The 25,944-nt window shown below is 73.4% G+C and carries 21 protein-coding genes; 9 read left to right on the top strand and 12 right to left on the bottom strand.

Annotated elements, in window-relative coordinates:
* The first annotated feature begins 5 nt into the window (after positions 1-5).
* Genes H0S66_RS06780 through H0S66_RS06770 form a run of 3 tightly spaced genes read left to right on the top strand, consistent with a single transcriptional unit; the run spans position 6 to position 4,232 of the window.
* A complete protein-coding gene (locus tag H0S66_RS06780; RefSeq protein WP_179614711.1) occupies positions 6-1,943 on the top strand; it encodes an acetyl/propionyl/methylcrotonyl-CoA carboxylase subunit alpha in 1,938 nt (645 codons plus the stop codon).
* Positions 1,940-3,106 (top strand): acyl-CoA dehydrogenase family protein, encoded by a 1,167-nt coding sequence (locus H0S66_RS06775; protein ID WP_179614710.1) that lies wholly within the window; start codon positions 1,940-1,942, stop codon positions 3,104-3,106. Before H0S66_RS06780 ends, H0S66_RS06775 begins: the two co-directional genes overlap by 4 nt.
* Positions 3,107-3,128: 22 nt before the next feature.
* Positions 3,129-4,232 carry a YihY/virulence factor BrkB family protein gene (locus tag H0S66_RS06770; RefSeq protein ID WP_179614709.1) on the top strand — a complete coding sequence of 368 codons (1,104 nt, stop codon included), beginning with the start codon at positions 3,129-3,131 and terminating at the stop codon, positions 4,230-4,232.
* On the opposite strand, the gene H0S66_RS06765 is transcribed toward H0S66_RS06770, so the two are convergent.
* Positions 4,189-4,959: a tyrosine-protein phosphatase gene (locus tag H0S66_RS06765; RefSeq protein ID WP_246305372.1), complete on the bottom strand. Its 771-nt coding sequence runs from the start codon at positions 4,957-4,959 to the stop codon at positions 4,189-4,191. The genes H0S66_RS06770 and H0S66_RS06765 overlap by 44 nt on opposite strands.
* Before the next feature lie 849 nt (positions 4,960-5,808).
* Between H0S66_RS06765 and H0S66_RS06760 the strand changes: the two genes are divergently transcribed.
* A complete protein-coding gene (locus H0S66_RS06760) occupies positions 5,809-6,651 on the top strand; it encodes an SDR family NAD(P)-dependent oxidoreductase (protein ID WP_218876242.1) in 843 nt (280 codons plus the stop codon).
* Between the two features lie 18 nt (positions 6,652-6,669).
* Here the strand turns inward: H0S66_RS06760 and H0S66_RS06755 are convergent, their stop codons facing one another.
* The gene (locus tag H0S66_RS06755) at positions 6,670-7,242 is read right to left on the bottom strand and encodes a protein-L-isoaspartate O-methyltransferase family protein (RefSeq protein WP_258017132.1); all 573 of its coding nucleotides are present in this window, start codon (positions 7,240-7,242) and stop codon (positions 6,670-6,672) included.
* Positions 7,243-7,381: 139 nt separating this feature from the next.
* Between H0S66_RS06755 and H0S66_RS06750 the strand changes: the two genes are divergently transcribed.
* The gene (locus tag H0S66_RS06750) at positions 7,382-7,777 is read left to right on the top strand and encodes a hypothetical protein (protein ID WP_179614706.1); all 396 of its coding nucleotides are present in this window, start codon (positions 7,382-7,384) and stop codon (positions 7,775-7,777) included.
* 18 nt (positions 7,778-7,795) lie between these two features.
* Here H0S66_RS06750 and H0S66_RS06745 read toward each other — a convergent pair whose 3' ends face one another.
* The 8 genes from H0S66_RS06745 to H0S66_RS06710 all read right to left on the bottom strand — a co-directional run bounded on the left by H0S66_RS06745 (position 7,796) and on the right by H0S66_RS06710 (position 17,000).
* Entirely contained in the window at positions 7,796-8,614 is an 819-nt protein-coding gene (locus tag H0S66_RS06745; RefSeq protein ID WP_179614705.1) for a DUF1295 domain-containing protein, read from the bottom strand.
* Between the two features lies 1 nt (position 8,615).
* The gene (locus H0S66_RS06740) at positions 8,616-9,938 is read right to left on the bottom strand and encodes an SAM-dependent methyltransferase (RefSeq protein WP_179614704.1); all 1,323 of its coding nucleotides are present in this window, start codon (positions 9,936-9,938) and stop codon (positions 8,616-8,618) included.
* Positions 9,935-11,209 carry a class I SAM-dependent methyltransferase gene (locus tag H0S66_RS06735; RefSeq protein ID WP_179614703.1) on the bottom strand — a complete coding sequence of 425 codons (1,275 nt, stop codon included), beginning with the start codon at positions 11,207-11,209 and terminating at the stop codon, positions 9,935-9,937. Before H0S66_RS06735 ends, H0S66_RS06740 begins: the two co-directional genes overlap by 4 nt.
* Positions 11,206-13,251: an FAD-dependent oxidoreductase gene (locus H0S66_RS06730; RefSeq protein ID WP_179614702.1), complete on the bottom strand. Its 2,046-nt coding sequence runs from the start codon at positions 13,249-13,251 to the stop codon at positions 11,206-11,208. Before H0S66_RS06730 ends, H0S66_RS06735 begins: the two co-directional genes overlap by 4 nt.
* Before the next feature lies 1 nt (position 13,252).
* On the bottom strand, positions 13,253-13,990 hold the full coding sequence (locus H0S66_RS06725; protein WP_179614701.1) for an anti-sigma factor: 738 nt from the start codon (positions 13,988-13,990) through the stop codon (positions 13,253-13,255).
* A complete protein-coding gene (sigK, locus tag H0S66_RS06720; RefSeq protein ID WP_258017131.1) occupies positions 13,987-14,595 on the bottom strand; it encodes an ECF RNA polymerase sigma factor SigK in 609 nt (202 codons plus the stop codon). The genes H0S66_RS06725 and sigK overlap by 4 nt, the downstream gene beginning before the upstream one ends.
* Positions 14,596-14,621: 26 nt before the next feature.
* Positions 14,622-15,272: a fasciclin domain-containing protein gene (locus H0S66_RS06715; RefSeq protein WP_179614700.1), complete on the bottom strand. Its 651-nt coding sequence runs from the start codon at positions 15,270-15,272 to the stop codon at positions 14,622-14,624.
* 138 nt (positions 15,273-15,410) lie between these two features.
* Positions 15,411-17,000: a molybdopterin-dependent oxidoreductase gene (locus H0S66_RS06710; RefSeq protein ID WP_179614699.1), complete on the bottom strand. Its 1,590-nt coding sequence runs from the start codon at positions 16,998-17,000 to the stop codon at positions 15,411-15,413.
* A 62-nt stretch (positions 17,001-17,062) separates the two neighbouring features.
* Here H0S66_RS06710 and H0S66_RS06705 point away from each other — a divergent pair, with 62 nt between their 5' ends.
* Positions 17,063-17,833 carry an enoyl-CoA hydratase family protein gene (locus H0S66_RS06705; RefSeq protein ID WP_179614698.1) on the top strand — a complete coding sequence of 257 codons (771 nt, stop codon included), beginning with the start codon at positions 17,063-17,065 and terminating at the stop codon, positions 17,831-17,833.
* Between the two features lie 659 nt (positions 17,834-18,492).
* Here the strand turns inward: H0S66_RS06705 and H0S66_RS06700 are convergent.
* On the bottom strand, positions 18,493-20,031 hold the full coding sequence (locus tag H0S66_RS06700) for a sulfatase family protein (RefSeq protein WP_179614697.1): 1,539 nt from the start codon (positions 20,029-20,031) through the stop codon (positions 18,493-18,495).
* A gap of 12 nt (positions 20,032-20,043) precedes the next feature.
* Positions 20,044-21,612, bottom strand: coding sequence for a sulfatase family protein (locus tag H0S66_RS06695; protein ID WP_179614696.1), 1,569 nt, complete (start codon positions 21,610-21,612; stop codon positions 20,044-20,046).
* Positions 21,613-21,727: 115 nt separating this feature from the next.
* Here H0S66_RS06695 and H0S66_RS06690 point away from each other — a divergent pair, with 115 nt between their 5' ends.
* The 3 genes from H0S66_RS06690 to H0S66_RS06680 all read left to right on the top strand — a co-directional run bounded on the left by H0S66_RS06690 (position 21,728) and on the right by H0S66_RS06680 (position 25,897).
* Positions 21,728-22,270, top strand: a complete 543-nt coding sequence (locus H0S66_RS06690; RefSeq protein WP_258017130.1) for a SigE family RNA polymerase sigma factor — start codon at positions 21,728-21,730, stop codon at positions 22,268-22,270.
* Positions 22,267-23,592 carry a hypothetical protein gene (locus H0S66_RS06685; RefSeq protein ID WP_179614694.1) on the top strand — a complete coding sequence of 442 codons (1,326 nt, stop codon included), beginning with the start codon at positions 22,267-22,269 and terminating at the stop codon, positions 23,590-23,592. Before H0S66_RS06690 ends, H0S66_RS06685 begins: the two co-directional genes overlap by 4 nt.
* Before the next feature lie 85 nt (positions 23,593-23,677).
* Entirely contained in the window at positions 23,678-25,897 is a 2,220-nt protein-coding gene (locus H0S66_RS06680; RefSeq protein ID WP_179617229.1) for a HelD family protein, read from the top strand.
* The last annotated feature ends 47 nt before the right edge of the window (positions 25,898-25,944 follow it).

The following is a 25,944-nucleotide window of genomic DNA, read 5'->3' as shown; positions in this document are numbered from 1 at the left end:
CCCCCATGATCACCCGACTGCTGGTCGCCAACCGCGCCGAGATCGCCTCGCGGGTCTTCCGGACCTGCCGGGCGTTGGGCATCGAGACCGTCGCCGTGCACTCCGACGCCGACGCCGACCTCCCGTACGTCGCCGAGGCCGACGCCGCCGTGCGCCTGCCCGGCAACGCCCCGGGCGAGACCTACCTGCGCGCCGACCTGGTGCTCGAGGCCGCCCGGGCCGCGGGCGCCGACGCGATCCACCCCGGCTACGGCTTCCTGTCGGAGAACGCCGACTTCGCCCGCGCCGTCGAGGCCGCCGGGCTGACCTGGGTGGGCCCGGCGGCCGCCTCGATCGAGCAGATGGGCTCGAAGATCGAGTCGAAGAAGCTGATGGAGGCCGCCGGCGTCCCGGTGCTGACCGACCACACCGTCGAGACCGCCACCGAGGCCGACCTGCCGCTGATCGTCAAGGCGTCGGCCGGCGGCGGCGGGCGGGGCATGCGGATCGTGCGCACCCTGGCCGACCTGCCCGGCGAGGTCGCGGCCGCGCAGGCCGAGGCCGCCTCCGCGTTCGGCGACGGCACCGTCTTCGTCGAGACGTACGTCGAGCGCGGCCGCCACGTCGAGGTGCAGGTGCTCGGCGACGGCCGCGGCGGCGCGGTGGCCGTCGGCGAGCGCGACTGCTCGCTGCAGCGGCGCCACCAGAAGGTCGTCGAGGAGTCGCCGGCCCCGGGGCTGCGCCCCGAGGTCGCCGCCGCCATGCACGAGGCCGCGGTGGCCGCCGCGACCGCGATCGACTACCGGGGCGCGGGCACCGTGGAGTTCCTCTACGACCCCGCCACCGAGCGGTTCTTCTTCCTCGAGATGAACACCCGCCTGCAGGTCGAGCACCCGGTCACCGAGCTGGTGCACGGCCTCGACCTCGTCGAGCAGCAGCTCGCGGTCGCCGAGGGTCACGGCCTGCCCGAGGTGCCCCCGGCGCGGGGCCACGCCATCGAGGTGCGGCTCTACGCCGAGGACCCGGCGGCCGACTACCAGCCGCAGAGCGGGCCGCTGACCCGCTTCGAGATCCCGGGCGCCGACGGCGAGGAGCCGGGGGTGCGCGTCGACGCGGGCTTCGCCAGCGGGTCGGTCGTCTCCACGCACTACGACGCGATGCTGGCCAAGGTGGTCGTGCACGCCCCCACCCGCGAGGCCGCCGCCCGGCGCCTCGCCGGGGTGCTCTCGCGGGCCCGGATCCACGGGCTGGTCACCAACCGCGACCTGCTCGTCGCGGCGCTGCGCGAGCCCGACTTCGTCGCGGGTCGGGTCAGCACCGGTTTCCTCGCCGAGCACCCCGACCTGTTCGCGGGCGCCGACGACGACCCCGGGGCGCCGGTCGCGGCCGCCCTGGCGCTGGCCGAGCGCACCCGGGCCGAGCGCACCGTCCAGCACGGCGCACCGGTCGCCTGGCGCAACGTCGTCTCCGCGCCGCAGCGCACCGAGCTCGAGGTGTCCGGCGCCGACGAGCCGCTCGTGGTCGAGTGGCGGGGCGGGCGCGACGGCTACACGGTCGAGGGCTTCCGCGTGGTCTCGGTGAGCGCCACGGCCGTGAGCCTCGAGCGCGACGGCGTGCGCACGACGTACGACGTGGCGGTGAGCGGGTCGACCCACCGCCCGGTCGTCGACGTCGACTCGCCCGGGCGCCACGTGCGCCTGGCGCGGGTGCCGCGCTTCACCGACCCCGCCGACGCGGTGGCCAGCGGCAGCCTGCTGGCGCCGATGCCCGGCAGCGTCGTGAAGGTCCTGGTCGCCCAGGGCGACGAGGTCGCCGCCGGTGACCCGGTGCTGGTGCTCGAGGCGATGAAGATGCAGCACACGGTCAGCGCCCCCACCGACGGTGTGGTGGCCACGCTCGACGTACGACCCGGCTCGCAGGTCGCGGCCGGAGAGGTCCTGGCAGTAGTGGAGGAGAAGCAATGAGCACGCACGCGTTCACCGAGTCCGAGGAGCGCCAGGAGCTGCGCAAGCAGGTCGCCAAGCTGGCCGCGACCTACGGGCGCGACTACTTCGTCGAGAAGGCCCGCTCCGGCGGCAAGACGACGGACCTGTGGATGGCGATCGCCAAGAACGGCTACCTCGGCATCAACATTCCCGAGGAGTACGGCGGCGGGGGCGGCGGCATCGGCGACATCGCCGCGGTCTGCGAGGAGCTCTCGGCGCAGGGCTGCCCGCTGCTGCTGATGGTCGTCAGCCCGGCGATCTGCGGCACCATCATCACCCGCTACGGCACCGAGGAGCAGAAGCAGAAGTGGCTGCCCGGGCTGTGCGACGGCACCGGCACGATGGCCTTCGCCATCACTGAGCCCGACGCCGGCACCAACACCCACAACATCACCACCACCGCCCGCCGCGACGGCGACGGCTGGGTGCTCAACGGCCGCAAGATCTGGATCTCGGGCATCGACGAGGCCGACAACGTGCTGGTCGTGGCCCGCACCGAGGACGCGCGCACCGGCAAGCTCAAGCCGTGCCTGTTCGTGGTGCCCACGGACGCCGAGGGCTTCGAGGCCAACGCGATCCCGATGGAGATCGTCAGTCCCGAGAACCAGTTCCAGGTGTTCATGGACGACGTGCGGCTGCCGGCCGACGCGCTGGTGGGTGACGAGGACGGCGGGCTGGTGCAGCTCTTCGCCGGGCTCAACCCCGAGCGGATCATGGCGGCCGCCTTCTCGCTGGGCCTGGCGCGCTACGCGCTGCGCCAGGCGACGGCGTACGCGAAGGAGCGCGAGGTCTTCGGCCAGCCGATCGGCGCGCACCAGGCGATCGCGCACCCGCTGGCCCAGAGCCACATCGAGATCGAGATGGCGCGGCTGATGAACCAGAAGGCCGCCGCCCTGCTCGACGCCGGCGAGGAGATGGCTGCGGGCGAGGCCGCCAACATGGCCAAGTACGCCGCCGCGGAGGCCGCCTGCGACGTCGTGGACCGCGCCGTGCAGACCCACGGTGGCAACGGCGCGAGCCAGGAGTACGGCATGGCGGGGCTGCTGGTGGCCACCCGGGTGGGCCGGATCGCGCCGGTCAGCCGGGAGATGATCCTCAACTTCGTGTCGATGCATTCGCTGGGGCTGCCCAAGTCCTACTGACCGACCTACTAGCGTGGGGTGGGTGGGAAGAGTCCTGGACGGTGCCGACCGCGCGCAGCGGCGCTTCCCACCCCTCTCGGTGCCGATCGCCGTCTTCTACAAGTACGTCGACGACCAGGGCCCCTACCTGGCCGCGATCATCACCTACTACGGCTTTATCGCGATCTTCCCGCTGCTGCTGCTGGCCACCTCGATCCTCGGCTTCCTCCTGCAGGGCAACCCCGGGCTGCAGGAGGCCGTGCTCAGCTCGGCGCTGCGCCAGTTCCCGATCATCGGCGAGGAGCTCGGGCGCCCCGAGGGGATGACCGGGTCGACGACCGCGGTGGTGGTCGGCTCGCTGACCGCGCTGTACGGCGCGCTGGGGCTGGGGCAGGCGCTGCAGAACGCGCAGAACATCGCCTGGTCGGTGCCGCGCAACAGCCGGCCCAACCCGGTGGTGCTGCGGCTCAAGAGCCTGGTGCTGCTGGTGACCTCGGGCGTGGCGGTGCTGGGCGTCTCGGTCGTCTCGGCGCTCGGCTCGGAGACCGACATGTTCGCGCCCACCGCCGACGGCTCGTGGCGCTGGCTGATCCGCCTGGTCACGGTGCTGCTGGTGGGAATGGTCCTGACCGGGCTGTTCCGGTTCGCGGCCGCGCGGCGGCTGCGCTGGTCGCAGGCCGCCCCGGGGGCCTTCGTGGTGGCGGCGCTGTGGCAGCTCCTGCAGTGGCTCGGCACCCTCTACGTCACCGCGGTGATCAACGAGACCGACGGGATGAACGGCACCTTCGCCCTGGTCCTCGGCCTGATCGGCGTCATCTACATCGCCGCGGTGATGGGGGTGATCGGCATGGAGGTCAACGTCGTGCTGGCCCGCCACCTCTACCCGCGCTCGCTGCTGACGCTCTTCATCGACAAGGTCGACCTGACCCCGGCCGACAAGCGCGCCTACACCTACTACGTGCGCTCGCAGCGCCACAAGGTCAACGAGATCATCGACGTGCGCTTCGACGAGGACGACGACATCGTCGAGCCGCCGCCCGACCCCGACGAGCTGCGGCGGCTGCCGCCGACCACCACGCTGGAGGCGCTCGACGGCCGGGGCGCTAGCGCAGCCGTGCCACCAGCGCCGCCACCGTCTCGCGACTGACCCCCAGCCCCTCGACGGCGTACGTCGCGTGGTCGCCGTGCTCGGCGCGCACCCGCTCGTCGGCGGCCGCGAGGTAGCCGGCCTCGGCGACCATGATGCTCTCGTAGACCGCGACCTTCTCGGGGCCCAGGTGCTCGGCGACCATGGCGAGGTACTTCTCGCGGGTGCCGTTGACCTCGTTGGTGCGCAGGTAGTCGGCCAGCACCGTCTCCTCGTCGACCCCGGCCAGGCGCAGCAGCAGCGCCGAGACCCAGCCCGTGCGGTCCTTGCCCGCGGTGCAGTGGAAGATCTGGGGCCCGGTGCCGGCGGCCAGCCGGGTGAGCAGGTCGGCCAGGCTCGCGCGCGCCAGCTCGTCGTCGACGAAACCGCGGTAGACCGCGCGCATCGCCTCGTCGGCCTCCTCGCGGGTGGCCAGCGCGACGACCTGGTCCATCGGGATGCCCGGCACCGGCAGGTGGTGCCAGGTCGCGCCCGCGACCTCGATGTCGGGGTGGGCGTCGACCTCGTGCTGCTCGCGCAGGTCGAAGATCTCGCCGAGGCCCAGCCCGGCCAACCGGTGCGCATCGGCGTCGCTGAGCTGCAGCTCGTTGGAGCGGTAGAGCACCCCCGGCCGCAGCGGGTGGCCGTCGGCCGTCGTGTGGCCCGGGCCGGCCAGGTCGCGGAAGTTGTCGGCGGAGGCCAGCCGCACCAGCTCGTGGCCCAGGTCGCCGGTCTCGCCGGGGGACATCTCGCTCACGACCGGAATCCTGCCAGGTGCCTGCTCACCCCGATGCCGATGGCGCAGGAAGTTGGGCGGCGCGAGTCGGCGTGAGTTCCTGTGCGAGTCGGCGCTTCTTCCTCACGCCGTCGCCGTACGGCGTGGTGGGCGTCGAGCCGGCTGGTTCGAACGGGCCGGCTCGCGGGAAGTGGCGCCGGGTCGGCGAGGAAGTGGCGCCGGGTCGGCGAGGAAGTGGCGCCGGGTGGGCGGGGAACTGGCGCCGGGTCGGCGAGGAAGTGGCGCCGGGTGGGCGGGGAACTGGCGCCGGGTCGGGGTGGCTCGGTGCGCGAGTCGGCGTGAGTTCCTGTGCGAGTCGGCGCTTGTTCCTCGCGCGGTCGCCGTACGGCGGGGTGGGCGTCGAGGCGGCTGGTTCGAACGGGCCGGCTCGCGGGAACTGGCGCCGGGTGGGCGGGGAACTGGCGCCGGGTCGGGGTGGGTCGGTGCGCGAGTCGGCGTGAGTTCCTGTGCGAGTCGGCGCTTGTTCCTCGCGCGGTCGCCGTACGGCGTGGTGGGCGTCGAGCCGGCTGGTTCGAACGCGCCGGCTCGCGCGAAGTGGCGCCGGGTGGACGGGGAACTGGCGCCGGGTCGGGGTGGGTCGGTGCGCGAGTCGGCGTGAGTTCCTGCGCGAGTCGGCGCTTCTTCCTCACGCCGTCGCCGTACGGCGTGGTGGGCGCCGAGCCGGCTGGTTCGAACGGGCCGGCCCGCGGGAAGTGGCGCCGGCTCGGCGAGGAACTGGCGCCGGGTGGGCGGGGAACTGGCGCCGGGTCGCGGATGCCGCTGGAGGCATGCGGGTGGGGAGCGGCCGCCTAGGCTCGCGGCATGACTGAGCAGACGATGGCGGGCCGCACCGTCCTGGTGACCGGTGCGAGCGACGGGATCGGGGCGGAGACCGCGAAGGTGCTGGCCGCCGAGGGGGCGACGGTGCACGTCACCGGGCGCAGCGCCGACAAGCTGCGCCCGATCGCCGAGGCGGTCGGGACCGAGCCGCTGGTGGCCGACTTCTCCCGCTTCGACGACGTGCGGCACCTGGCCAAGCAGGTGGCCGAGCGGGTCGAGCACCTCGACCTGCTGGTGAATAACGCCGGCGGCACCTTCTCGCCATCGCAGCGCACCCACGACGGGCACGAGCCGAACCTCCAGGTCAACCACCTGGCGCCCTACCTGCTGACCCGGCTGCTGCACCCGCAGCTGGCCGCGGCCGACGGGTCGCTGGTCATGAACACCTCCAGCATCGCCAACCTGCTGGGCCGCGTGGTGGTCGACGACCTCGACTACGAGCACCGCCGAGCGCGGGAGTTCCCGGCGTACGGCACCGGCAAGCTGATGAACATCCTCTTCACGCGCGGCATCACCCAGCGCTGGGCGGCCGATGGCATCCGGTCGGTCGCCGTGCACCCCGGCCCGGTCGGCAGCTCCTTCGGCCGCGACTCGTTCTTCATCGGGCTCCTCTACCGCACGCCGCTGAAGCGCTTCGGCACCATCAGCGTCCCCGACGGCGCCGCGCCGCTGGTCGCCCTGGCCCACCGCGGAGCCGACCCCGAGATCGACGGGCGCTACTTCAGCCGGTTCAAGATCGACGGCCGCGAGCACCGCCAGGCCCACGACCAGGCGCTCATCGACGGGCTGTGGGAGCGCTCGGCGGAGCTGGTCGGGCTCGCCTGAGGCCCTCCCCGGCGCGGCTCACCGCAGCGGCACGAACCGGTAGTGCCCGTGCCGGGTCACCTCGTCCACGCCGTCGCGGCGCTCGACCAGCAGCATCACCCCGTTGACCGGCGCCACCATCCGGCCGGGGTCGCCCAGCTGGTCGAGCAGCGCCTGCGGCAGCTCGCGCGCCTCCGCGGAGACCAGGACGGCGTCGTACGGCGCCTCCGCGGGCCAGCCGAGCCGCTCGGGGTCGGCCTGCTCGACACGCACCCGCGCCACCTGCTGCGCCGCGAGGTGCGCGCGCGCCATCCGCACCAGCGCCGGCTCGAGCTCGACGCCGAGGACCGTGCCGTCCGGGCCCACCAGCCACGACAGCAGGGCGGTGGTCCACCCGGAGCCGCAGCCCACGTCGAGCACCCGCTGCCCGGGACGGGGGTCGAGCAGCCGCAGCATGTCGGCGACGGTGCGGGGCTGGCTGTTGGTCTGGCCGTGCCCGATCTGCACCGGGGCGTCGTCCCCGGCGCGGTCCCGGACCTCGGGCGGCAGGTAGTCGGCGCGGGCCACCGCCCGCATCGCCGACCGCACCCTCGCGGCCCCGTCGTGTGCCACCACTCGAGTGTCCACCCGGCCCCGCGCCGCGTCGACCCGGCGAGATGAGAGGGGTCTCATCGTGACCTCACGGCTGGCTCATCCTGCGCGGCCATCGTGGTGCTCGCACCCGGAGACCACCGATGGAAGGAACGACACCATGTCGAAGATCCGCACCGCCACCGCCACCCTCGGCGCCGCCGCACTCCTGGCCACCCCGTTGGCCCTGCTGGGCGGGCCGGCCCACGCCGACGGGCCCGAGCAGGACCGTGACTTCCGCGTCGGGGGCGCCGAGGTCGACTTCTCCGTCGAGAAGGAGGACGGCCGCTTCGAGGTCGAGGTCGAGGTCGAGGACGCCGAGCCCGGCAGCAGGTGGCGCGTCGTGCTCAAGCACGACGGCCGCAAGGTCCACTCCCGCGTCCACCGGGCCGACGGCGACGGCGACGTCGCCGACATCGACAAGGACCGACCCGACACGAAGGGTGCCGACGCCTTCAAGCTGCGGGTCAAGAAGATCGGCGGCGGGGAGAGGTCGCGCACCATCACGATGCGCTGAGCGGAAAGGGCCGCAGCCTCAGGAGCGCGGCGGGCGGGGGAAGAACATGGGCACGCGAGCGGCGTACTCGTCCCACCCGTCGCGCTGGCTCATCCTCTTCTCCAGCAGCTTGGCGCCGGTGACGTTGCGCAGGAAGAGCGTCATCGCGACCGGGCACAGCACCGTGGCGAGGCCGGCGACCCAGCCGGTCGAGGCGGCTGCGGCCAGCCACAGGCCCCACCACACGCAGGCGTCGCCGAAGTAGTTGGGGTGACGGGTCCAGCCCCACAGGCCCTGGTCCATGACCGGGGGGCGCTCGTCGCGGGGGCGTGACATGTACGCGGCCAGCTGGCGGTCGCCGACGGCCTCGAAGACGAGCCCGGTCGCCCACACCACCACACCCAGCACCAGCACCCAGGTGTGCTCGAGGGCCAGCACCGCACCCACCGCGACCGGCACCGAGACGAACCACTGCGCGGTCCCCTGCACCGCGAAGACCCGGCGCACCGCGGTGCCCAGGCCGACCTCCTGCAGGGACCCGCCGAGCATCTCCTCGTAGCGCGGGTCCTCCTTGCCGCCGTGCTGGCCCACCGCGCGGCTGCGCACGTGCCAGGCCAGGCGCCCGCCCCACGCGGCGACCATCGCCAGCACCAGCCAGCGGTGCCAGTCGGCCCCGTCGGCGGCCAGGCCCACCAGCGCCGTCACCGCGGCGACGATGACGAAGCCGAGGCCCCAGGCGACGTCGACGACCGCGACGACGCCGAGCTGGCGGGCCCGCAGCGCGGTCGCGGTCATCACGACGACGACGCAGGCCAGCGCCGCGAGCAGGGAGGTGGTCAGGGCAGGCGCGGCATCCATGTCACCAGTCTCGTACAGCCGGCAGGGTGTGGGGGCCGTTCGGCCGGATCATCAGGATCTGGTCGACGCCCATCCGGCCGTCGCGGAAGGCCATCGCGCCCCCGACGAGGTAGAGCCGCCACACGCGCACGACCTCCTCGCCGACGAGCTCGGTGAGCCGCTCGACGTTCGCCTCGAAGCGCTCCAGCCAGCCCGCGACGGTCAGCACGTAGTGCTCGCGCAGCGCGTGCACGTCACGCACCTCGAGGCCACCGGCCTCGAGCAGCCCGACGGTCTCGCCGACCGGGCGCATGTGCATGTCGGGCGCGATGAAGCTCTCGATGAAGGGCCCGCCGCCGGGCCACTTGCCCGCGCGCGACATCTGCTGCACCAGGACCCGCCCACCGGGGCGGACCGAGTCGTGCAGCACCCTGGCGTACGTCGGGTAGTTGCCCTGGCCGACGTGCTCGCCCATCTCGAGCGAGCCGACCGCGTCGTACTCCCGGCCGGGGGCCGGCACCGCGTCGCGGTAGTCCTGCAACCGGATCTCGACCCGGTCGCCCAGCCCGCGCTCGGCGATGCGGGCGTCGATGAACCTCTTCTGCTCCGCAGCGATCGTCACGCCGGTCACCTGGGCGCCGAAGTGCTCGGCGGCGTGCAGCGACAGCGAGCCCCAGCCGCAGCCGACGTCGAGCATCCGCATGCCCGGCTCGAGGCCGAGCTTGGTGCACACGAGGTCGAGCTTGGCGCGCTGGGCGTCCTCGAGGGACTGCTCCGGGGAGGAGTGGTAGCCGCACGAGTAGGCCATCTGCGGCTCGAGGACCATCGAGTAGAACTCGTTGGACAGGTCGTAGTGGAACGAGATCGCGGAGCGGTCGCGGCCCTTGGAGTGCAGGCGACCGCGCACCTTGGCCTGGGAGGCCGGGTTGGCCGGCGGCCGGCCCAGCAGGCCCAGCCCGGCGGCGGTGCGCACCGCCTCGACCAGCGCGCGCGGCGTCGGGCGCACGCCCGAGAGCCCCCGCTCGCGGGCCACCGCGAAGGCGTGGGTCAGCGCCGAGTCGAGGTCCCAGCCGTCGACCTCGGGCACGTCGAGCTCACCGGTGACGTAGGCCTGCGCGGCCCCGAGCTCGCCCGGGTGCCACAGCAGGCGTCGTACGGCGTCGGGGGTGCGCAGCTCGACGGTCGGGACCGACCCGTCGGCCGGGCCGGTGGCCGAGCCGTCCCACGCGACCAGCCGCACCGGCAGGGGCCCGCGCAGGAACGGCTCCAGCGCGAGGGCCAGCCGCTGCGCGACCCCCTGCTGGTCGACCGCGGGGCCGATGGAGTGGACGGTGGCGCTGGTCATGAGTCCTCCGGGCGCGTGAGCACCAGCTGGTTGACGTCGATGTAGCCCGAGGCGAAGCCGGCGCGGGAGTACTCGAGGTAGAAGTGCCACATCCGCACGAACGTCTCGTCGAAGCCCAGGTCGGCGACCTGCTCGGGCGCGCCGAGGAAGGCGTCGTCCCACAGCCGCAGGGTCGCGGCGTAGTGCTGCCCGAAGGCCTGGCGCTCGACCAGGCGCAGCGAGGTCTGCTCGTGGGTGATCTGCTCGATGACCGACACCGAGGGCAGCAGCCCGCCGGGGAAGATGTACTTGTGGATCCACGTGTAGGTGTTGCGGGTGGCCAGCATCCGGTCGTGGGGCATCGTGATCGCCTGGATCGCCACCACGCCGCCGGGGGCCAGCACCGAGTCGATGGTGCGGAAGTACTCGCCCCAGTAGTCGTGGCCGACCGCCTCGATCATCTCGACCGAGACCACGGCGTCGAACTCGCCGGTGACGTCGCGGTAGTCGCAGATCTCCACGTCGACGCGGTCGCTGAAGCCGGCCGCCTCGACCCGGGCCTGCGCCAGGTGCTGCTGCTCGACCGAGAGCGTGATGGTGCGCACCGTGGCGCCGCGGCGCGCGGCGCGGATGGCCAGCTCGCCCCAGCCGGAGCCGATCTCGAGGACCCGTGAGCCCTCGCCGACCTTGGCCCGGTCGAGCAGGCGCTCGATCTTGTTGGCCTGGGCCGCCTCGAGGTCCTCGGCCCGCGCGGCGGCCGGGCTGCCCTCGAAGAGCGCCGAGGAGTAGCTCATGGTCGGGTCCAGGAACAGCTCGAACAGGTCGTTGGACAGGTCGTAGTGGTGCGCGATGTTGGCCTGGCTGTTCTTCTTGCTCGAATGCATCCAGCTCGGCGGGCGCTTGACGATCAGGGCCCGGGCCTTCTGGAGGTTCTGCGGCACCAGGTCCTGGATCTCAGCCGCCAGCACCGTCAGGAAGCCGCCCAGGTCGGGGGCGTCCCAGGCGCCGGTCAGGTAGGCCTCGCCGAAGCCGATGAGCTGGTGGCGGCCCACCCGGGCCCAGAGCTCGTCGGGGCGGTGCACAGTCATCTCGGGGCCCCCGCGACCGATGGTGCGCCGGCCCTCGGGCAGGTCGAGGTGCACCGTCACGTCGAGGCGGCTGACCGCGGCGACGAAGAGCCTGCGGGCCACGGCCGCGGAGACCCGGGCGCGGGGTCCGCCGGGGACGACGTCGAGGCCGGGCCAGCGGTCCGCCTGCGGCGGGCTGGTGGGTCGGGACGGGGTCATGGTCATCGCGAGACGCCTTCCTGGTGGTGCGCGGGTCGCTGTCGGATCGGGAGCCTGCGCAGCCACAGCCACACGCCGTGCAGACGGATCAGCACGGATCCTCGCAGGGCGGCCGGGGCGGCGCGCAGGGAACTGGTCCCGCTCCTGTTCCCCGTCAGCGACGCACTGAACCGTGCGTCGCCGTCGGAGTGCAGGGTGACGGCGATGTCGAGCCGCTCCCCGGGCACCGGGACGGCCAGCTCGTAGTGCCCGTCGGTGCCGTGGAACGGGGAGACGTACATGGCCTTGTCGGTGCGGGCGCGGCCCTGCTCGTCGGGCCGGACGAGGTAGGCGTGCCGGTCGCCGTAGGTGTTGTGCACCTCGACGACGCACGCCTCGACGCCGCCGTCGGGCGCCAGCGCCCAGAAGACGGTGATCGGGTTGAAGCAGTAGCCGAAGGCGCGCGGCTGCGCGGCCATCAGCACCCGGGTGTCGGGGTCGAGCCGCACGCCCTGGAGGCCGAGGAAGTGCTCGACGTTCTCGCGGATGGTGCGCTCGGGGGAGCCCAGGTGGTCGCGGGCCTCGAAGGAGCCGCGCAGCCACGACGTCGACTTGTGGTCGGGCAGGTCGTCGAGGTCGACGAGCCAGGTGTGCGAGCGGTGCGTGAAGGCGCGCTTCCACGGCGTACGGCGCTGGTGGCGGATGGTGGTGTCGTAGACGACGCCGGCCTCGACGTCGGCCGCGGTCGGGCGCTCGGGCCAGGTCAGCCCCAGCCGCTCGACCGCGCGCAGGCCGGAGCGCGCGCCGTCCTCGTGGAAGCCCCACCCGTGGTAGGCGCCGGCCAGCGCCACCCGGTCGGTGTCGAGCTCGCCGAGGCGGGCCTGGGCGGCGACGGACTCGGGGGTGTAGAGCGGGTGCTCGTACTCCATCCGGTCGATCACGCTCGCCGGGTCGACGAGGTGCTCGCCGCCGAGGGTGACCAGGTAGTGGGTGTCGGTGTCGAGGCGCTGCAGGCGGGTCAGGTCGTAGGTGACCACGACGCCCTCGGCGCCGTCGGGGCGCTCCTGGGCCGCGGAGGGGCGCAGGAAGTTCCACGACGCCCAGGTGTTGCGCAGCCGCGGCAGCAGCGAGGTGTCGGTGTGCAGCAGCGCGGTGTTGTGCGAGTAGGGCATCGCGCCGAGCAGCTCGTGGTGCAGCGGCGTCGGCTCGGCCAGCATCGCCAGCGTCTGCGAGGGGTGCGTGGCCAGCACGACGGCGTCGTACGACGCGGTCTCGCCGTTGCCGTCGGTGACCTCGACGCCACCGGGCGTCTCGAGGACCGAGGTGACCTTGGTGCCCAGGCGCACGTCGGGCAGGGCCGCACCGACGCGCTGCACGTAGGTGTGCGAGCCGCCGCTCACGGTGCGCCAGGTCGGCGAGCCGAAGATGCTGAGCATGCCGTGGTGCTGCAGGAAGCTGAAGAGGTAGCGCGCGGGGTACTCGAGCGAGACCTCCGGGTCGCACGACCAGACCGCGGCCACCATCGGCTCCATGAAGTGGCGCACGAAGTAGTCGCTGAAGCCGCCGTCGGCGAGGAACTCGCGCAACGTGCGCTCGTCGGTGCCGCGGGGGCTGTCGGTGGCCAGCAGGGCGCGGGCCTGGCGGTGGAAGCGCGGGATCTCGGTGAGCATCCGCAGGTACGCCGGCCGAGCCAGGTGGCCCCGCGAGGGGACCACGCCGCGGCGACCGAGCGCGCCGGCCCACTCGAGGTCGGAGTCGTCGTCGCGGATCGACATCGACATCTCCGACTGCTGCGTGGGCACGCCGAGCTCGGCGAACAGGCGCAGCAGGGTCGGGTAGGTGCGGCGGTTGTGGACGATGAAGCCGGTGTCGATGCGCAGCTCGTGCTCGCTGCCGTCGGGCCGCTTCTCGCCCACCGTGTGGGTGTCGGCGTGCCCGCCGAGCCGGTCGTCGGCCTCGTAGAGGGTGACGTGGGCGGTGCGCGAGGCGACGTACGCGGCGGTCAGTCCGGCGACGCCGGAGCCGACCACCGCGACCCGACGGGGCGCAGCGGAGGTGCGTGCGACCACGTCAGGCCTGCTCGAAGCCGATGACGATGGCCGACTCGAAGTTCGGGGTGTTGGACCCGCCCTCGGGCTCCACGGTGATGCCGACCGCCTCGGCGGTGGCGGCGTCGCCGGAGAGCAGCACGACGTTGTCGGGGCCCTTGGGCATGAAGCCCGCGGCCTTCATCCGACCGTCGCGCTGCAGCCAGAGCTCGTAGACCAGGCCCTCGCCCGGGTCGGCCATGCCCTCGGTGATGATGACGGCCTGGCCCAGCGACTTCGAGCGGGTGACGGTCGCCTTGGCGCCGTCCTCGAAGGTGCGGGTGACGGTCTCGGCGTCCTCGGCCTGCAGCACCTCGGTGACCGCCTTGGGGGTCACCACCACGGGGCTGGCCTCCTGCACCGAGGAGTCGTCCTCCCAGGGCTGGATGACGGCGATGCCGCCACCGACGCCGACCATGGCTACCACTGCAGCCGCGGCGGCGACCAGAACCGGAAATCGGCGGGCACGGGGGCGGGAGACCTCCTGCACCAAAGGGGGCAGGGGACGCACCGTGGCGACCTCGGCGAGCAGCCGCTCGCGCAGGGCCGGCGGGGGAGCGATCGGGGCGACCTCGGTGAGCACACCGGAGGCCTCGCGCAGCGAGTCGACCTCGAAGCGGCACTCGGCGCACTCGGCGAGGTGCCGCTCGAACTGGACCCGCTCGAACTCGTCGAGGGCGTCGACGGCGTAGACGCCTGACAGCGCGTGCACGTCGTTCATTGGCCTACTCCCATCGTGTCTCGCAAGCGGATGAGTCCGTCGCGTATTCGTGTCTTGGCTGTGCCGACCGGTAGGTCGAGCATGGTGGCCACCTCGGTGTGCGTGTAGCCGCCGAAGTAGGCCAGCTCGAGGGCCTCGCGCTGCACCGGCGTGAGCGTGGTGAGCGCGTCGCGGACCCTGCGGGCCTCCATCGAGGCGTGGGCCGCCTCGGCGGTCGAGTCGTGCTCGACCGGCTGGTTGTGCTGGTGGTACGTGGTGTCGCGCCGCGTGGACGCCTCGGCCGAGCGGACCCGGTCGACGGCCTTGCGGTGCACGATCGTGAGCATCCAGGACAGCGGGCTGCCCCGGTCGGCGTCGAACCGCGCCGACTGGCGCCAGACGTCGAGCATGGCCTCCTGGAGGACCTCCTCGCTCTGGGCCGGGTCGCGGACGACCCGGAGCACCAGGCCGTAGGCCCGGGAGGCGACCGCGTCGTAGAGCTGGGCGAACGCCTGCTGGTCCCCCTTGGCGGAGGAGCGAAGGAGTTCTGCCAGGTCCGGGGGCGCGGCCCCGCCGGCCGGGGACCCCTCGGGGTCCCCGGCGACGGTCAGCCTTGGCTCAGTCACGTGCTGATCTTCTCAGGTGGAGAGGATCAGGGCATCAGCACGGCGTCGACGACGTACACCGTGGCGTTGGCCGTGGGGATGTTGCCGCACAGCACGTTGGCCGGGGTGTCACCGTTCTCGACGGTCATGCCGTCGGTGTCACCGTTGATGGTGAGGGTGTCACCGTTGAGGGTGTCCTGCTCGCCCACGACGGCGTCGGGGTCGAGCTGCTCGCCGATGACGTGGTGGGTCAGGATCGCGGTGAGGGTCTCCTTGTCGGCGAGGACCGCGTTGAGGTCCTCCTCCGGGATGGCGCCGAACGCGTCGTCGGTGGGCGCGAAGACCGTCAGGGCCTCGGCGTCGTTCAGGGTGTCGACGAGGCCGGCCTCGCCCACGGCGGTGACCAGGGTGCCGAGCAGCGGGTTGTTGCTGGCGGCGGTGGCGACCGGGTCCTGGACCATGCCGTCGAAGGAGCCCTTGCCGTCCTGCGGCACGGCCGAGCACGCCGGGCCGAAGACCTGGTCGCTGGCGGAGGCCTCGGCGGTCTCCTCCTCGGGGGCGTCCGTGGTCTCCGAGCTGGTGTCCTCGGAAGCGGTGCTGGTCTCGTCCGCGTCGTCGCCGCAGGCCGCGAGGCCGAGCGAGAGGGTGAGGGCCGTGGCGGCCAGGGCGCCGGTGCGCTTGAAGGTGGTGTTCTTCATGGGGAATCGTGCCTTTCGTTGGCTGAACTTGGTGGCTGAACACTGGTTGTTCGGTACTGCGGGGGGCCCGGATTGGGCCGGATGGAACGAACTGCGGGTTTTTCGTGTGGCCTGGGTCACTGCGGGCTCACGGCGGGGTCATCCCGCAGTGACACGCAGCTCCTGGATGCCGCTGGCGCCCTCCGGGAAGGGCAGGGCGCGCGCGGGCGTCTGGGTGGTGCCGTCGCCGCTGATGGCTCGGGCGGCGACCGCGTGGCCGCCCTCGGTGGCGTCCCAGCGGTAGAACCACTGGCGCCAGTAGTCGTTGTTGACGCTCGGGCCCATCTCGGCGTCCTGCCACGGGCCACCGTCGATGCGCACCTGCACCTTGTCGACGCCGCCCTTCTGCTGGGCCCAGGCGACACCGCCGATGATGTTCTCGCCGACGGGCAGCTGCTCGAGGGCGTTGGGCGTGTCGATGCGCGTCGAGACCTTGATCGGGGCGTCGGTGGCCCAGTCGCGGTCGGTCCAGTACGCCGACTTCTCGGCGTACGTCGTCAGCGTGATGCGGGTGATCCACTTGGTCGCGCTGATGAAGCCGTAGAGGCCGGGCACGATCATCCGGGCCGGGAAGCCGTGGGCGCGGGGCAGCGCCTCGCCGTTCATGCCGATCGCGATCATGGAGTCGCGGCCGTCGGTGGCCAGGTCGAGCGGGGTGCTGATCGTCATCCCGTCGAAGTCGGTGGTGTAGATCTGGTCGGCCGTGTCGCCGACGCCGGCCATGTCGAGCAGGTCGGTCAGGCGCACCCCGAGCCAGCGGGCGCCGCCGACGAACTCGCCGCCGACGCTGTTGGAGACGCAGGTCAGGGTGATGTCGCGCTCGATCAGGTCCATCTCGAGCAGGTCGTCGAAGGTTAGGGTGATCTCGCGCTCGACGTCGCCGTCGATGGTCAGCGTCCAGGTGTCCTGGTCGATCACGGGGGTGTCGAGGCGGGTGTCGACGCGGTAGAAGTCCTCGTTGGCCACGCGCAGCGGGGTGATGCCCTTGACCTGGCCGTCGAGGCCCTCGGGGAAGGCGCCGGCCGGCGAGGCCGGCTCGGGCAGCGCGATGTCGACGTTGCCGCTGCGCAGGCTGGTGATGTAGCGACCGGCGCCACCCAGGACGGCGGCCGCGGCGGCGAGGGCGCCGGCGGCGATGAGCACGCCGCGGCGGCTCGCGCCGGTGCCCGCCTCGCGGGGCTGCCCGGGGTCGGCGGCCTTGGTGGCCGAGGCCTTGCGGTGCAGCCACCACAGCGACGCGACGCCGACGACGGCGGCGACCAGGCTGGGCAGCAGCTCCGAGACGCTGCCCTGGTTCAGCGCAGCGGCCGCGGCGATCGCGACGAGCAGGACCAGCAGGCCGGCGCCGTACGCCAGGCGGCGGCGGGCGAGCACGCCCGCGACGCCGGCCAGGATCAGCACGACGACGATGACCGAGCCGACCAGGATCACCTTGTCGGCGGTGCCGAACTGGCGGATCGCCCACTCCTTCATCGGGGTGGGGGTCAGGTCGATGACCTGCGAGCCGACCGCCAGCACGGGCGACGACGACGGGGTCAGCAGGGAGGCGACCAGGTGGGCCGCGGCCATGCCGAGGAGCGTGGAGACCACGCCCAGGCCTGCCCACAGCGCGGTGACACCGAGTCGGTGGGACCGGGAGCCGCGGTCGGCGGTGCTGTCGGACGATGGGTCGGGCGTGGGTGTGGACATGGCGGTTGTTCGTAGCGGAGCCCCTCGACGGATGCCTGGGGCGGCGCGGCAGTATGTGGCGCATGTCGCACGAGAACGAGTCCGCCGAGCCCCTGGTCCGCTACGAGGTGGCCGACGGCGTCGCCACGATCACCCTCGACTCCCCCCACAACCGCAACGCGCTGTCGCGGCGCCTGGTCACCGGGCTGCAGGAGGCCCTCGACCGCGCGGGCGCCGACGACGAGGCCCGGGTCGTGGTGCTGGCCGCCACCGGGAAGGTCTTCTGCTCCGGCGCCGACCTCTCCGAGGCGGCCGCCGGGTCGATGGAGGAGGGGGCGCGCACCATCGTGGCGCTCCAGCGCGCCGTCGTGGCCCACCCCAAGCCCGTCGTGACCCGGCTCCAGGGGCCGGTCCGCGCCGGCGGCACCGGCCTGGTGGCCGCCTCCGACGTCGTCGTGTGCGCCGAGGGCGCCACCTTCGCGCTGACCGAGGTCAAGCTCGGCCTCGCCCCCGCCGCCATCTCGCTGACCGTGCTGCCCCGGATGACCAGCCGCGCCGCCTCGCTCGCCGCGCTCGGCGGCGAGGTCTTCGGCGCCGCCGAGGCGCTCGATTGGGGCCTGGTCACCCGCGTGGTCCCCGCCGACGGCCTCGACGACGCCGTCGCCGAGGCGTGCGCCAGCCTCGCCACCGGCTCCCCCCAGGGCCTGCGAGAGACCAAGGCCCTCCTCAACCGCGACCTCCTGGCCAGCATCGACGAGCGTGGCCCAGACCTGGCCCGCCTCTCCGCCCGCCTCTTCGGCTCCGAGGAGGCCAAGTCCGCGATGACCGCCTTCCTCTCCCGCCCCAAGGGCTGACCCGCGGTCGCCAGCTCACGCCGTACGCCGCCCGTTGGTCGAGCAGCAAGGAGCGCCAGCGACGCGCGTCGTCGAGACCCCGCAAGGACCGCGCGGACCTCGCCGTACGACGATCCGTTGGTCGAGCAGCAAGGAGCGCCAGCGACGCGCGTCGCCGAGACCCGGTGAGGACCGCGCGGACCTCGCCGTACGCCGTGGGGCCGCCGGCCCTCGCTGCTCGACCACGGGTGCCGTGCGCCGCCCCGTTGGTCGAGCAGCAAGGAGCGCCAGCGACGCGCGTCGCCGAGACCTCGTGAGGACCGCACGGACCTTGTCGTACGCCGTCGGGCCGCCGGCCCTCGCTGCTCAACACGGGGGCCGTACGCCGCTCCGTTGGTCGAGCAGCAAGGAGCGCCAGCGACGCGCGTCGCCGAGACCCGGTGAGGACCGCGCAGACCTCGTCGTACGCCGTCGGGCCGCCGGCCCTCGCTGCTCACCCCACAGCGCGCCGGCCGGCTCGTTCGAACCGGCCGGCTCGCTGCGCGGCGTACGCCGCCGTGCCCTATCCCCCGATGGACGGTGCGAAAGTGACCGGTCGAGGGTGCAAACCTGACTGCTCGGTGGTTCAGAAGTGACCGCTCGGCCGGCTCAACCCACGGCCGGCTCAACCCACGGCCGGCTCAGCCCACGCCCGGCTCGGGGAGCGGGCCGAAGTCCTGGTTGCACTCCTCGGGGCCGGCGCAGTCGGAGAGCAGCTCGGCGCGGCGCTCGAGCTCGGTCTCGACGGCGGCGTAGCGGGGGCGGCCGCTGACCGAGGTGAGCTGCTCGGGGTCGCGCTGGCGGTCGTACATCTCGACGAAGCCGTCGTGGTAGCGCACCCAGGTGTAGCGATCGGTGCGCACACCCCGGTAGAGCCAGCCCGTCTCGCCGGTCTCGGGCTTGTAGGGACCGCCCTGCAGCAGGACGCCGCCGGGGTGCAGGTCGTCGTCCTCCTCGCCGCGCCACAGGTCGAGCATCGAGCGGCCGTCCTGCTCGAGGGTCGACGTGGCGTCGGCAATGTCGAGGAAGGTGGGCACCAGGTCGACGATCGTGGCCGTCGCGTCGGTGGTGGTGCCGGCCTCGATGCCCGGGCCGCGCACCAGCATCGGGGTCCGGACGTTCTCCTCGTAGGGCAGGATCTTGCCGAACCAGCGGTGCTCGCCCAGCTGGAAGCCGTTGTCGGTCACCAGCACGATGTAGGTGTTGTCGAGCTCGCCCGACTCGCGCAGCTGGTCGATGAGGGGCGCGATGGTCTGGTCGAGCGCGTCGAGGGCCGCGGCGCGGCCGCGGGCGCTGCGCACCACCTTGCCCTCGGCCAGCCGCTCCTGGCGGCGCACCAGGCGCTGCTTGTCGGAGACGTCGGCCTCGTTGAAGGCGGGCGACTCGATGATCGAGCGGGCCAGCGCGTCGGCGCGGTCCTGGTGCGGCAGCTTGCCGGTGCGCTCCTGCTGCTTGCGCTGCTGCGGCGAGGGCAGCGGCGGCTCGGTGCCGCAGGTCTCGGACTTGCAGGTCGAGCGCTGGCGCGCGGGGTGCGGGGCGAAGTGGCTGACCCACATGAAGAACGGGTCGTCACCGTCGGCGAGGTCGGCGGCGTACTCGACGGCCTTCTCGCCGATGTAGTCGGTGTAGTAGCCGTCGACCTGCACCGCCTCGTCCTCGTCGTACTGCACGAAGTCGTAGTAGTCGGCGAAGCCGTGGCTGGTGGCGTTGAAGATCGACCAGCCGGGCAGGCGCCCGTCGTTCTTGCCGTAGCCGTTGAGCATCTTGCCGACGAACGCCGTGCGGTAGCCGGCGTCGCTGAGCCAGGTGCCGACGTGCTGGCTGGAGTCGAACGCCGCGAAGCCGCCCTGGGGCGGGAAGTTGCCGCGCACCCCGTTGTTCTGCGCCAGCTGGCCGGTCATCAGCTCCGCACGTGCCGGGCAGCACAGCGGGTGCGGGGTCAGCGCGTTGTCGAAGGTCAGCCCGGCCCCGCCGAGCAGCCGCTGGGTCTCGGGCAGGAACTGCATCTCGTCGAGGCGCTGGTCGTCGGTGGTGATCAGCACGATGTTGGGCCGCTCGGCGCGCTGCTGGGAGCGCAGCTCGACGACGGCGGCGAGGCCGATCAGCACCACCAGGGCGACGAGGGCCGCCACCAGCGGCCGTGGGAGCCGCGGCGCGGAGAGGGTGGGCGTGCCGTTCACGGGGACCTCGGCTCAGCTCGGCTGCGGCAGCGGTCCGAAGTCACGGGTGCACGAGCGCGGCCCCGAGCAGCGGCCCAGCACGGCCGTGCGGCGGGCCAGCTCGCGCTCCACGGCGGCGTACGACGCCCGCCCGGCCACCGAGGCGACCTCGTGCGGGTCGCGCTCGCGGTCGTAGAGCTCGACGGTCCCGTCGACGTGGCGGGCGTAGGTGTAGCGCTCGGTGCGCACGCCCCGGTAGAGCCAGCCCCGGGGGCCGGTCTCGGGCTTGAACGGACCGCCCTGGATGAGCATCCCGCCCGGGTGCAGCGCCCGGGTGGAGCGTCCGGTCCAGGTCGGCAGCAGCGAGACCCCGTCGAGGCGGCGGTCGCTGTCGGCGCCGGCGATGTCGAGGAAGGTCGCGGCCAGGTCGACGATGCTGACGGCCACGTCGCTGGTGGCGCCGGCCTCGACGTCCGGGCCGGCGACCAGCATCGGCATCCGCAGGTTCTGCTCGTAGGGCAGCGTCTTGCCGAACCAGCCGTGCTCACCGAGCGTGTAGCCGTTGTCGGTGACGAAGACGACGAAGGTGTTGTCGAGCTCGCCGTCGGCGCGCAGCTGGGCGGCCAGCCGGGCGAAGGCGTCGTCGAGCGAGGCCAGCGCCCCGGCGCGGGCCCGCACGAGGCGGCGCACCTTGGCGTCGGAGGTGCCCGCCTGGCGGCGCACCAGGTGCGGCTTGTCGGAGCGGTCGCGCTCGCGGTAGGCGGGGGAGTCGAGGATCGTGTCGGCGAGCCGGTCGGCCTCGTCCTGCATCGGCAGCCGGCCCAGCAGCCGCGAGCTGGCCTCGTACGACGGCGACAGCGCCGGCGGGGCGTTCTTGCAGCTGGCGTCGTGGCAGCCCGAGCGGCCCTTGCTGGGGTGCGGGGCGAAGTGGCTGACCCACAGGAAGAAGGGGTCGTCCATGTCGCTGAGCTCGCCGGCGTACTCGACGGCCTTCTCGGCGAGGTAGTCGGTGTAGTAGCCCTCGACCTTGACCTTGCGGTCCTCGTCGAACTGGGTGAAGTCGTAGTAGTCGGAGTAGCCGTGGCTGGTGGCGTTGAAGATCGTCCAGCCCGGGTCGCGCCCGTCGCCCTCGTCGTAGCCGTTGAGGGGCTTGCCCAGGAAGGCGGTGTTGTAGCCGGCCCGGGTCAGGTCGGTGCCGATCGTCGACGACGGGTCGAAGGCCGCGTAGCCGCCCTGGGGCGGGAAGTTGGTGCGCACGCCGTTGTTCTGGGCCATCTGGCCGGTGAGGATCTCGGCCCGGGCCGGGCAGCACAGCGGGTGCGGGGTGATCGCCTCGCTCATCGTCAGCCCGTGCTCGCCGAGGAGCGCGCGGACCTGCGGCAGGAAGACCATCTCGTCGAGGCGCTGGTCGTCGCTGGAGAACAGCACGATGTTGGGCCGGTGGTCGGTGGACGAGGAGACCGGGGTGAGCGCCTCCGGCGGCCCCGAGCGGTCCCCGCCGGTCGCGGCGCTGACCATGCCGACCAGCAGCAGCGCCAGCACCACCGCGGGCCAGGGGCTGCGGCGGCGGCTCGCAGCGCTCGGCACGAGAGGATCGGTCACGGCGCGAGACTGTAGCCGCCGGGAGGCAACCTTCCATGATCCTCGGGTGGTCCTCCCGGACATGACCACCACCCCCACCGGGACGCGCTCGGGCCCGTCCCGACCAGGAGGAGCCGTGCCGCACTCCCCGGCGAGCAGCCGGAGCGTCGCCTTCGACGACTTCGTGCTCGCGCGCTCCGCCGGCCTGCTGCGCACGGCGTACCTGCTGACCCACGACCACGCGCTGGCCGAGGACCTCCTGCAGACCGCGCTGGCCAAGGCGTGGTTCGCGTGGGAGCGCATCGACCAGCACGAGGCCTACGTGCGCCGGATCCTGGTCACCACGTACGCCACCTGGTGGCGGCGGCGCTGGAACGGCGAGCACGCCACCGACGAGCTGCCCGAGCAGGGCGGCACCCCCGACCAGGCCGAGGCGGTGGGGCAGCGCCACGACCTGTGGACGGCGATGGAGCGGCTGCCGCGCCGGCAGCGGGCCGTCGTGGTGCTGCGCTACTTCGAGGACCTCACCGAGGCCCAGACCGCCCAGGTGCTCGGCTGCTCGGTCGGCACCGTCAAGAGCCAGACGTCCAAGGCGTTCGCCAAGCTGCGGATCGACCCGTCCCTGGCCCCCTCGCCCCGCACCAGCCTCCCCGAGACCGAGACCGAGGACCGCTCATGAGCTCCGTCGACGACCTGCGCAGCACCCTCGAGGCCCACGCCCACCGGGTCGACGACCCGGGCGCCTCGCCGCGGGTGGTGGCGGTGCACGAGCGGGTGCGGGGCCTGCGCCGCCGGCGGCGTACGGCGGCCGGGGCGCTGGCCGCGGTGGTGCTCGCCGCCGGTGTCGGCCTGGCCGCCCTCGGCCCGGTCGGTGGTGGGGACGGCCCCGAACCCGCCGGGGGGCCGCGCACCGTCGGTGGGCAGGAGGTGCCCGGCGCCGTGATGGTCCTGGGGCGCGAGTACGAGCTCGCCGAGACGGTCGCGGTGTCCTCCGCCGACGGGCGGGTCCGGGTGCCGCTGCCGCCGAGCGAGGGGTGGCGGGTGGTGTCGCTGGCCGCCTCCGATCTCGACGGCGGGGTGGCGACGCTCGTCTACGCTCAGGACGGGGTGGCGAGGGTCCTGGGCGACGGGTCGGTGCAGCCCCCGACGCCGCTGGGCCCGGTGACGACCGAGCTGACCGTGAGGCTCGAGGACCTGGGCCCCGAGGCGCAGGTCGGGCTGGCGATCTACGAGCCGACCGGCACCGTGCCCGGTGGTGTCGTGGGCCCGGACATGATGACGGCGTTCCGCGGGGAGGTGGCCGGGGAGGACCTCCTCGGCGCCGCCTTCAGCCGCGACGGGGCCGCTGAGGTGTCGCTGCCCCTGGACCTGCCACGGCGCCAGGTCGTGCGGATCTCCACGTACTGCACCTCGTCGGTCTCGGGCGGGTGGGTCAACGTCGACCTCGACGGCAGGTCTGCCTTCCTGCGGGGCCCCTGTGACGACGACGGGGTGCTCGACCTGCCGAGCGGATGGGTGTCGATGAGCGACGGCATCGCCCGGGGTGAGCACACCCTGCGCGTCTACCTGACCCGTGGCTCGGACGGCCCCGAGGTCGACGACCCCCTGGCCGTGCTGGGCGTCGGGGCGTATCCCGAGCCGGCGACCACCACCGTCGACGGCGCCTCGGTCGACGAGGTCGTGGAGCACGACGGCCGCCGGTGGCGGCTCGCCAGCGCGATGACGGCCACCGAGGACGGCGAGCCGGTCGCCCGTCGTGTCGAGACCGAAGAGGGGCCCGTGCTGGTCGGCTACACCTGGGACGGCGGCACTGTTGGCCTCGAGGCGCAGTCGGGGAGGCGGCGCAGCGACGACGTCGCCTCGAGCCTGAGCTCCTCGGCGCGCGGCGGCAGCAGCATCGCCGGTCAGCTGCTGGCGGGCGACACCTACGACGTGCGCCTCTACGAGGACCGGGGGCGCCCCTTCGAGGGGTCGATCCTGCTCTACCGCCCGGTGGCCTGAGCCCGGTAGGGGGCGTCGGCGTGCCGTCGTCCGACAGGGACCGGTAAAGTCCTCTCCTTGCACGAGGAGCAGCACGGTGAAGGGGATGCGGGCGTTGACCGAGGATCTCGCAGCGCAGGAGACCGCGCGCGAACAGGCGTACGTCGACAAGGTCTACGCGCAGCTCGCGCTGTCGTCGGCCGCGGCCCAGGCGCTGGCCAAGGAGGGCCACGACCGGGGCCGGCTGGGCCACGAGGGCGGGCTGGTCGAGCGCGACGCGATGGTCTACCAGGCCGCGCGGCGCATCGCCCAGCTCGACGCCGCCCACGAGGGGCTGGTCTTCGGGCGCCTCGACCTGCACCCCGGGCTCGACCCCGAGCCGCGCTACATCGGGCGCATCGGGCTGCGTGACGCCGAGCGCGACTCGCTGCTCATCGACTGGCGCGCCCCGGCCGCCGCGGTCTTCTACCAAGCCACCGCGGCCACGCCCCAGCAGGTGATCCGCCGCCGGGTGCTGCGCTCGGAGGGGCCGAAGGTGGTCGGCGTCGAGGACGAGCTGCTCGACGCCGAGGCGCTCGAGGAGACCGGCGCGGACCTGCCGATCGTGGGCGAGGGCGCGCTGATGGCGCAGCTCTCGCGGGCCCGCGACCGCACCATGCACTCGATCGTGGCCACCATCCAGGCCGAGCAGGACCAGGCGATCCGCGCGCCCGGCAAGGGCGTCGTCGCGATCTCCGGCGGACCGGGCGTCGGCAAGACCGTCGTCGCGCTGCACCGCGCGGCGTACCTGCTCTACACCGACCGGCGCCGCTACGAGACCGGCGGCGTGCTCATCGTCGGGCCCAGCGGTGTCTTCATGCGCTACATCGAGCGGGTGCTGCCCAGCCTCGGCGAGACCGCGGTCGCGCTGCGCTCGCTCGGCGAGGTCGTCGACGGCGTGCGCGCGACCCGCCACGACGACCCGTCGGTGGCCGACGTCAAGGGCGCGGCCCGGATGGCCGAGGTCGTGCGCCGCGTCGCGCGCCAGCAGGCGCCCGGCAGCCCCACCGAGTTCCGCACCTTCTACCGCGACGACGTGCTGGTGCTCGACCGCGGCCTGCTCGGCCGCATCCGGCGCCAGCTGATGTCGCAGGGGCGCCGCAACCGCCAGCTGCCCCGGGTGCCGGGCGCGCTGCTCGACGCGCTGTGGCGCCAGGTGCGCGGCGAGCGCGGGCGCGAGCGCGGCCGCGACTCCTTCAACGAGGACCTGCTGGGCGACCAGCGGTTCCTCGACTTCGTCACCGCCTGGTGGCCGCCGCTCGACGCCCCCACGGTGCTGGCCTGGCTGCGCGAGCCCGAGGTGCTGGCCCGGGTCGCCGAGGGCGTCCTCTCGGCCGAGGAGCAGCGGGTGCTCACCAAGTCGTGGGCCGACCTGCCCGACCACCCGGTCGGCAAGGACCTCACGGTCCAGGACGTGCCGCTGCTCGACGAGCTGCGCTACGCGCTCGGCGACGTGCCCGAGCGCACCGACGACGAGGCGTCGCTCTCCGACACCGCGCTGCTCGACGGCGGGCACGACATGGCCGAGCTGATGACCGCCGCCGACCGCGAGTACGCGCCCTCCGGCCGGGCCTGGGCCCCGCCGACCCACAAGATCGACGACGACCCCTTCGCCCACGTGCTCGTCGACGAGGCCCAGGACCTCACCCCGATGCAGTGGCGGATGGTCGGGCGCCGCGGGCGCACCGCGTCGTGGACCATCGTGGGCGACCCCGCCCAGTCGTCCTGGCCGGTGCCCGAGGAGTCGGCCGCGGCCCGCGCCGAGGCGATCGAGGGCAAGGCGCTGCACGAGTTCCACCTCTCGACCAACTACCGCAACTCCTCCGAGATCTACGCCCACGCGGCGGCGTACGCCGAGCGGGTCGGCCTCGACGCCGACCTGCCCACCGCGGTGCGCTCGACCGGCGTCGAGCCGCGGGTCGTCGAGGACGCCCCCGACCTCGAGGCCGCCGTCCGCGAGGCCGTCGTCGACCTCGCCGGCCGCGTGGCCGGCACCGTCGGCGTCGTGGTCGCGGCCGCGCGCCGCTCGCAGGTCAACGGGTGGCTGGCCTCGTGGCCCGAGCTCGCCGACGACGCGAAGGGTGCCCGCGCCGCGGTCGACTCCTCGGTCACGCCGTCGGGGGAGGACCGGGTCGTGGTGCTCACCGGTCTCGACACCAAGGGCCTGGAGTTCGACGGGATCGTGGTCGTGCGCCCCCAGGAGATCGAGGACGAGTCGCAGACCGGCCGGGCCACGCTCTACGTGGTGCTGACCCGCGCCACGCAGCTGCTCACGACGGTGTCCTGAGCGCGACGTCGGCGCCCTGCTTTACCTTGGGTGAGGAGGCCTCACGG

Source organism: Nocardioides marinisabuli (assembly GCF_013466785.1).
In the GTDB taxonomy this organism is placed as follows: Bacteria; Actinomycetota; Actinomycetes; order Propionibacteriales; family Nocardioidaceae; genus Nocardioides; species Nocardioides marinisabuli.
The sequence above is the reverse complement of the archived record's forward strand: the minus strand, read 5'-3'. Positions and strand labels throughout refer to the sequence as shown.

Bases quoted from the DNA above. Each gene is read 5' to 3' on its own strand.
- H0S66_RS06715 (WP_179614700.1), bottom strand. From the start codon at position 15,272: ATGAAGAACACCACCTTCAAGCGCACCGGCGCCCTGGCCGCCACGGCC.
- H0S66_RS06705 (WP_179614698.1), top strand. From the start codon at position 17,063: ATGTCGCACGAGAACGAGTCCGCCGAGCCCCTGGTCCGCTACGAGGTG.
- H0S66_RS06760 (WP_218876242.1), top strand. From the start codon at position 5,809: ATGACTGAGCAGACGATGGCGGGCCGCACCGTCCTGGTGACCGGTGCG.
- H0S66_RS06750 (WP_179614706.1), top strand. From the start codon at position 7,382: ATGTCGAAGATCCGCACCGCCACCGCCACCCTCGGCGCCGCCGCACTC.
- H0S66_RS06780 (WP_179614711.1), top strand. From the start codon at position 6: ATGATCACCCGACTGCTGGTCGCCAACCGCGCCGAGATCGCCTCGCGG.
- H0S66_RS06725 (WP_179614701.1), bottom strand. From the start codon at position 13,990: ATGAACGACGTGCACGCGCTGTCAGGCGTCTACGCCGTCGACGCCCTC.
- H0S66_RS06745 (WP_179614705.1), bottom strand. From the start codon at position 8,614: ATGGATGCCGCGCCTGCCCTGACCACCTCCCTGCTCGCGGCGCTGGCC.
- H0S66_RS06740 (WP_179614704.1), bottom strand. From the start codon at position 9,938: ATGACCAGCGCCACCGTCCACTCCATCGGCCCCGCGGTCGACCAGCAG.
- H0S66_RS06765 (WP_246305372.1), bottom strand. From the start codon at position 4,959: ATGTCCCCCGGCGAGACCGGCGACCTGGGCCACGAGCTGGTGCGGCTG.
- H0S66_RS06680 (WP_179617229.1), top strand. From the start codon at position 23,678: ATGCGGGCGTTGACCGAGGATCTCGCAGCGCAGGAGACCGCGCGCGAA.
- H0S66_RS06710 (WP_179614699.1), bottom strand. From the start codon at position 17,000: ATGTCCACACCCACGCCCGACCCATCGTCCGACAGCACCGCCGACCGC.
- H0S66_RS06775 (WP_179614710.1), top strand. From the start codon at position 1,940: ATGAGCACGCACGCGTTCACCGAGTCCGAGGAGCGCCAGGAGCTGCGC.
- H0S66_RS06735 (WP_179614703.1), bottom strand. From the start codon at position 11,209: ATGACCATGACCCCGTCCCGACCCACCAGCCCGCCGCAGGCGGACCGC.
- H0S66_RS06685 (WP_179614694.1), top strand. From the start codon at position 22,267: ATGAGCTCCGTCGACGACCTGCGCAGCACCCTCGAGGCCCACGCCCAC.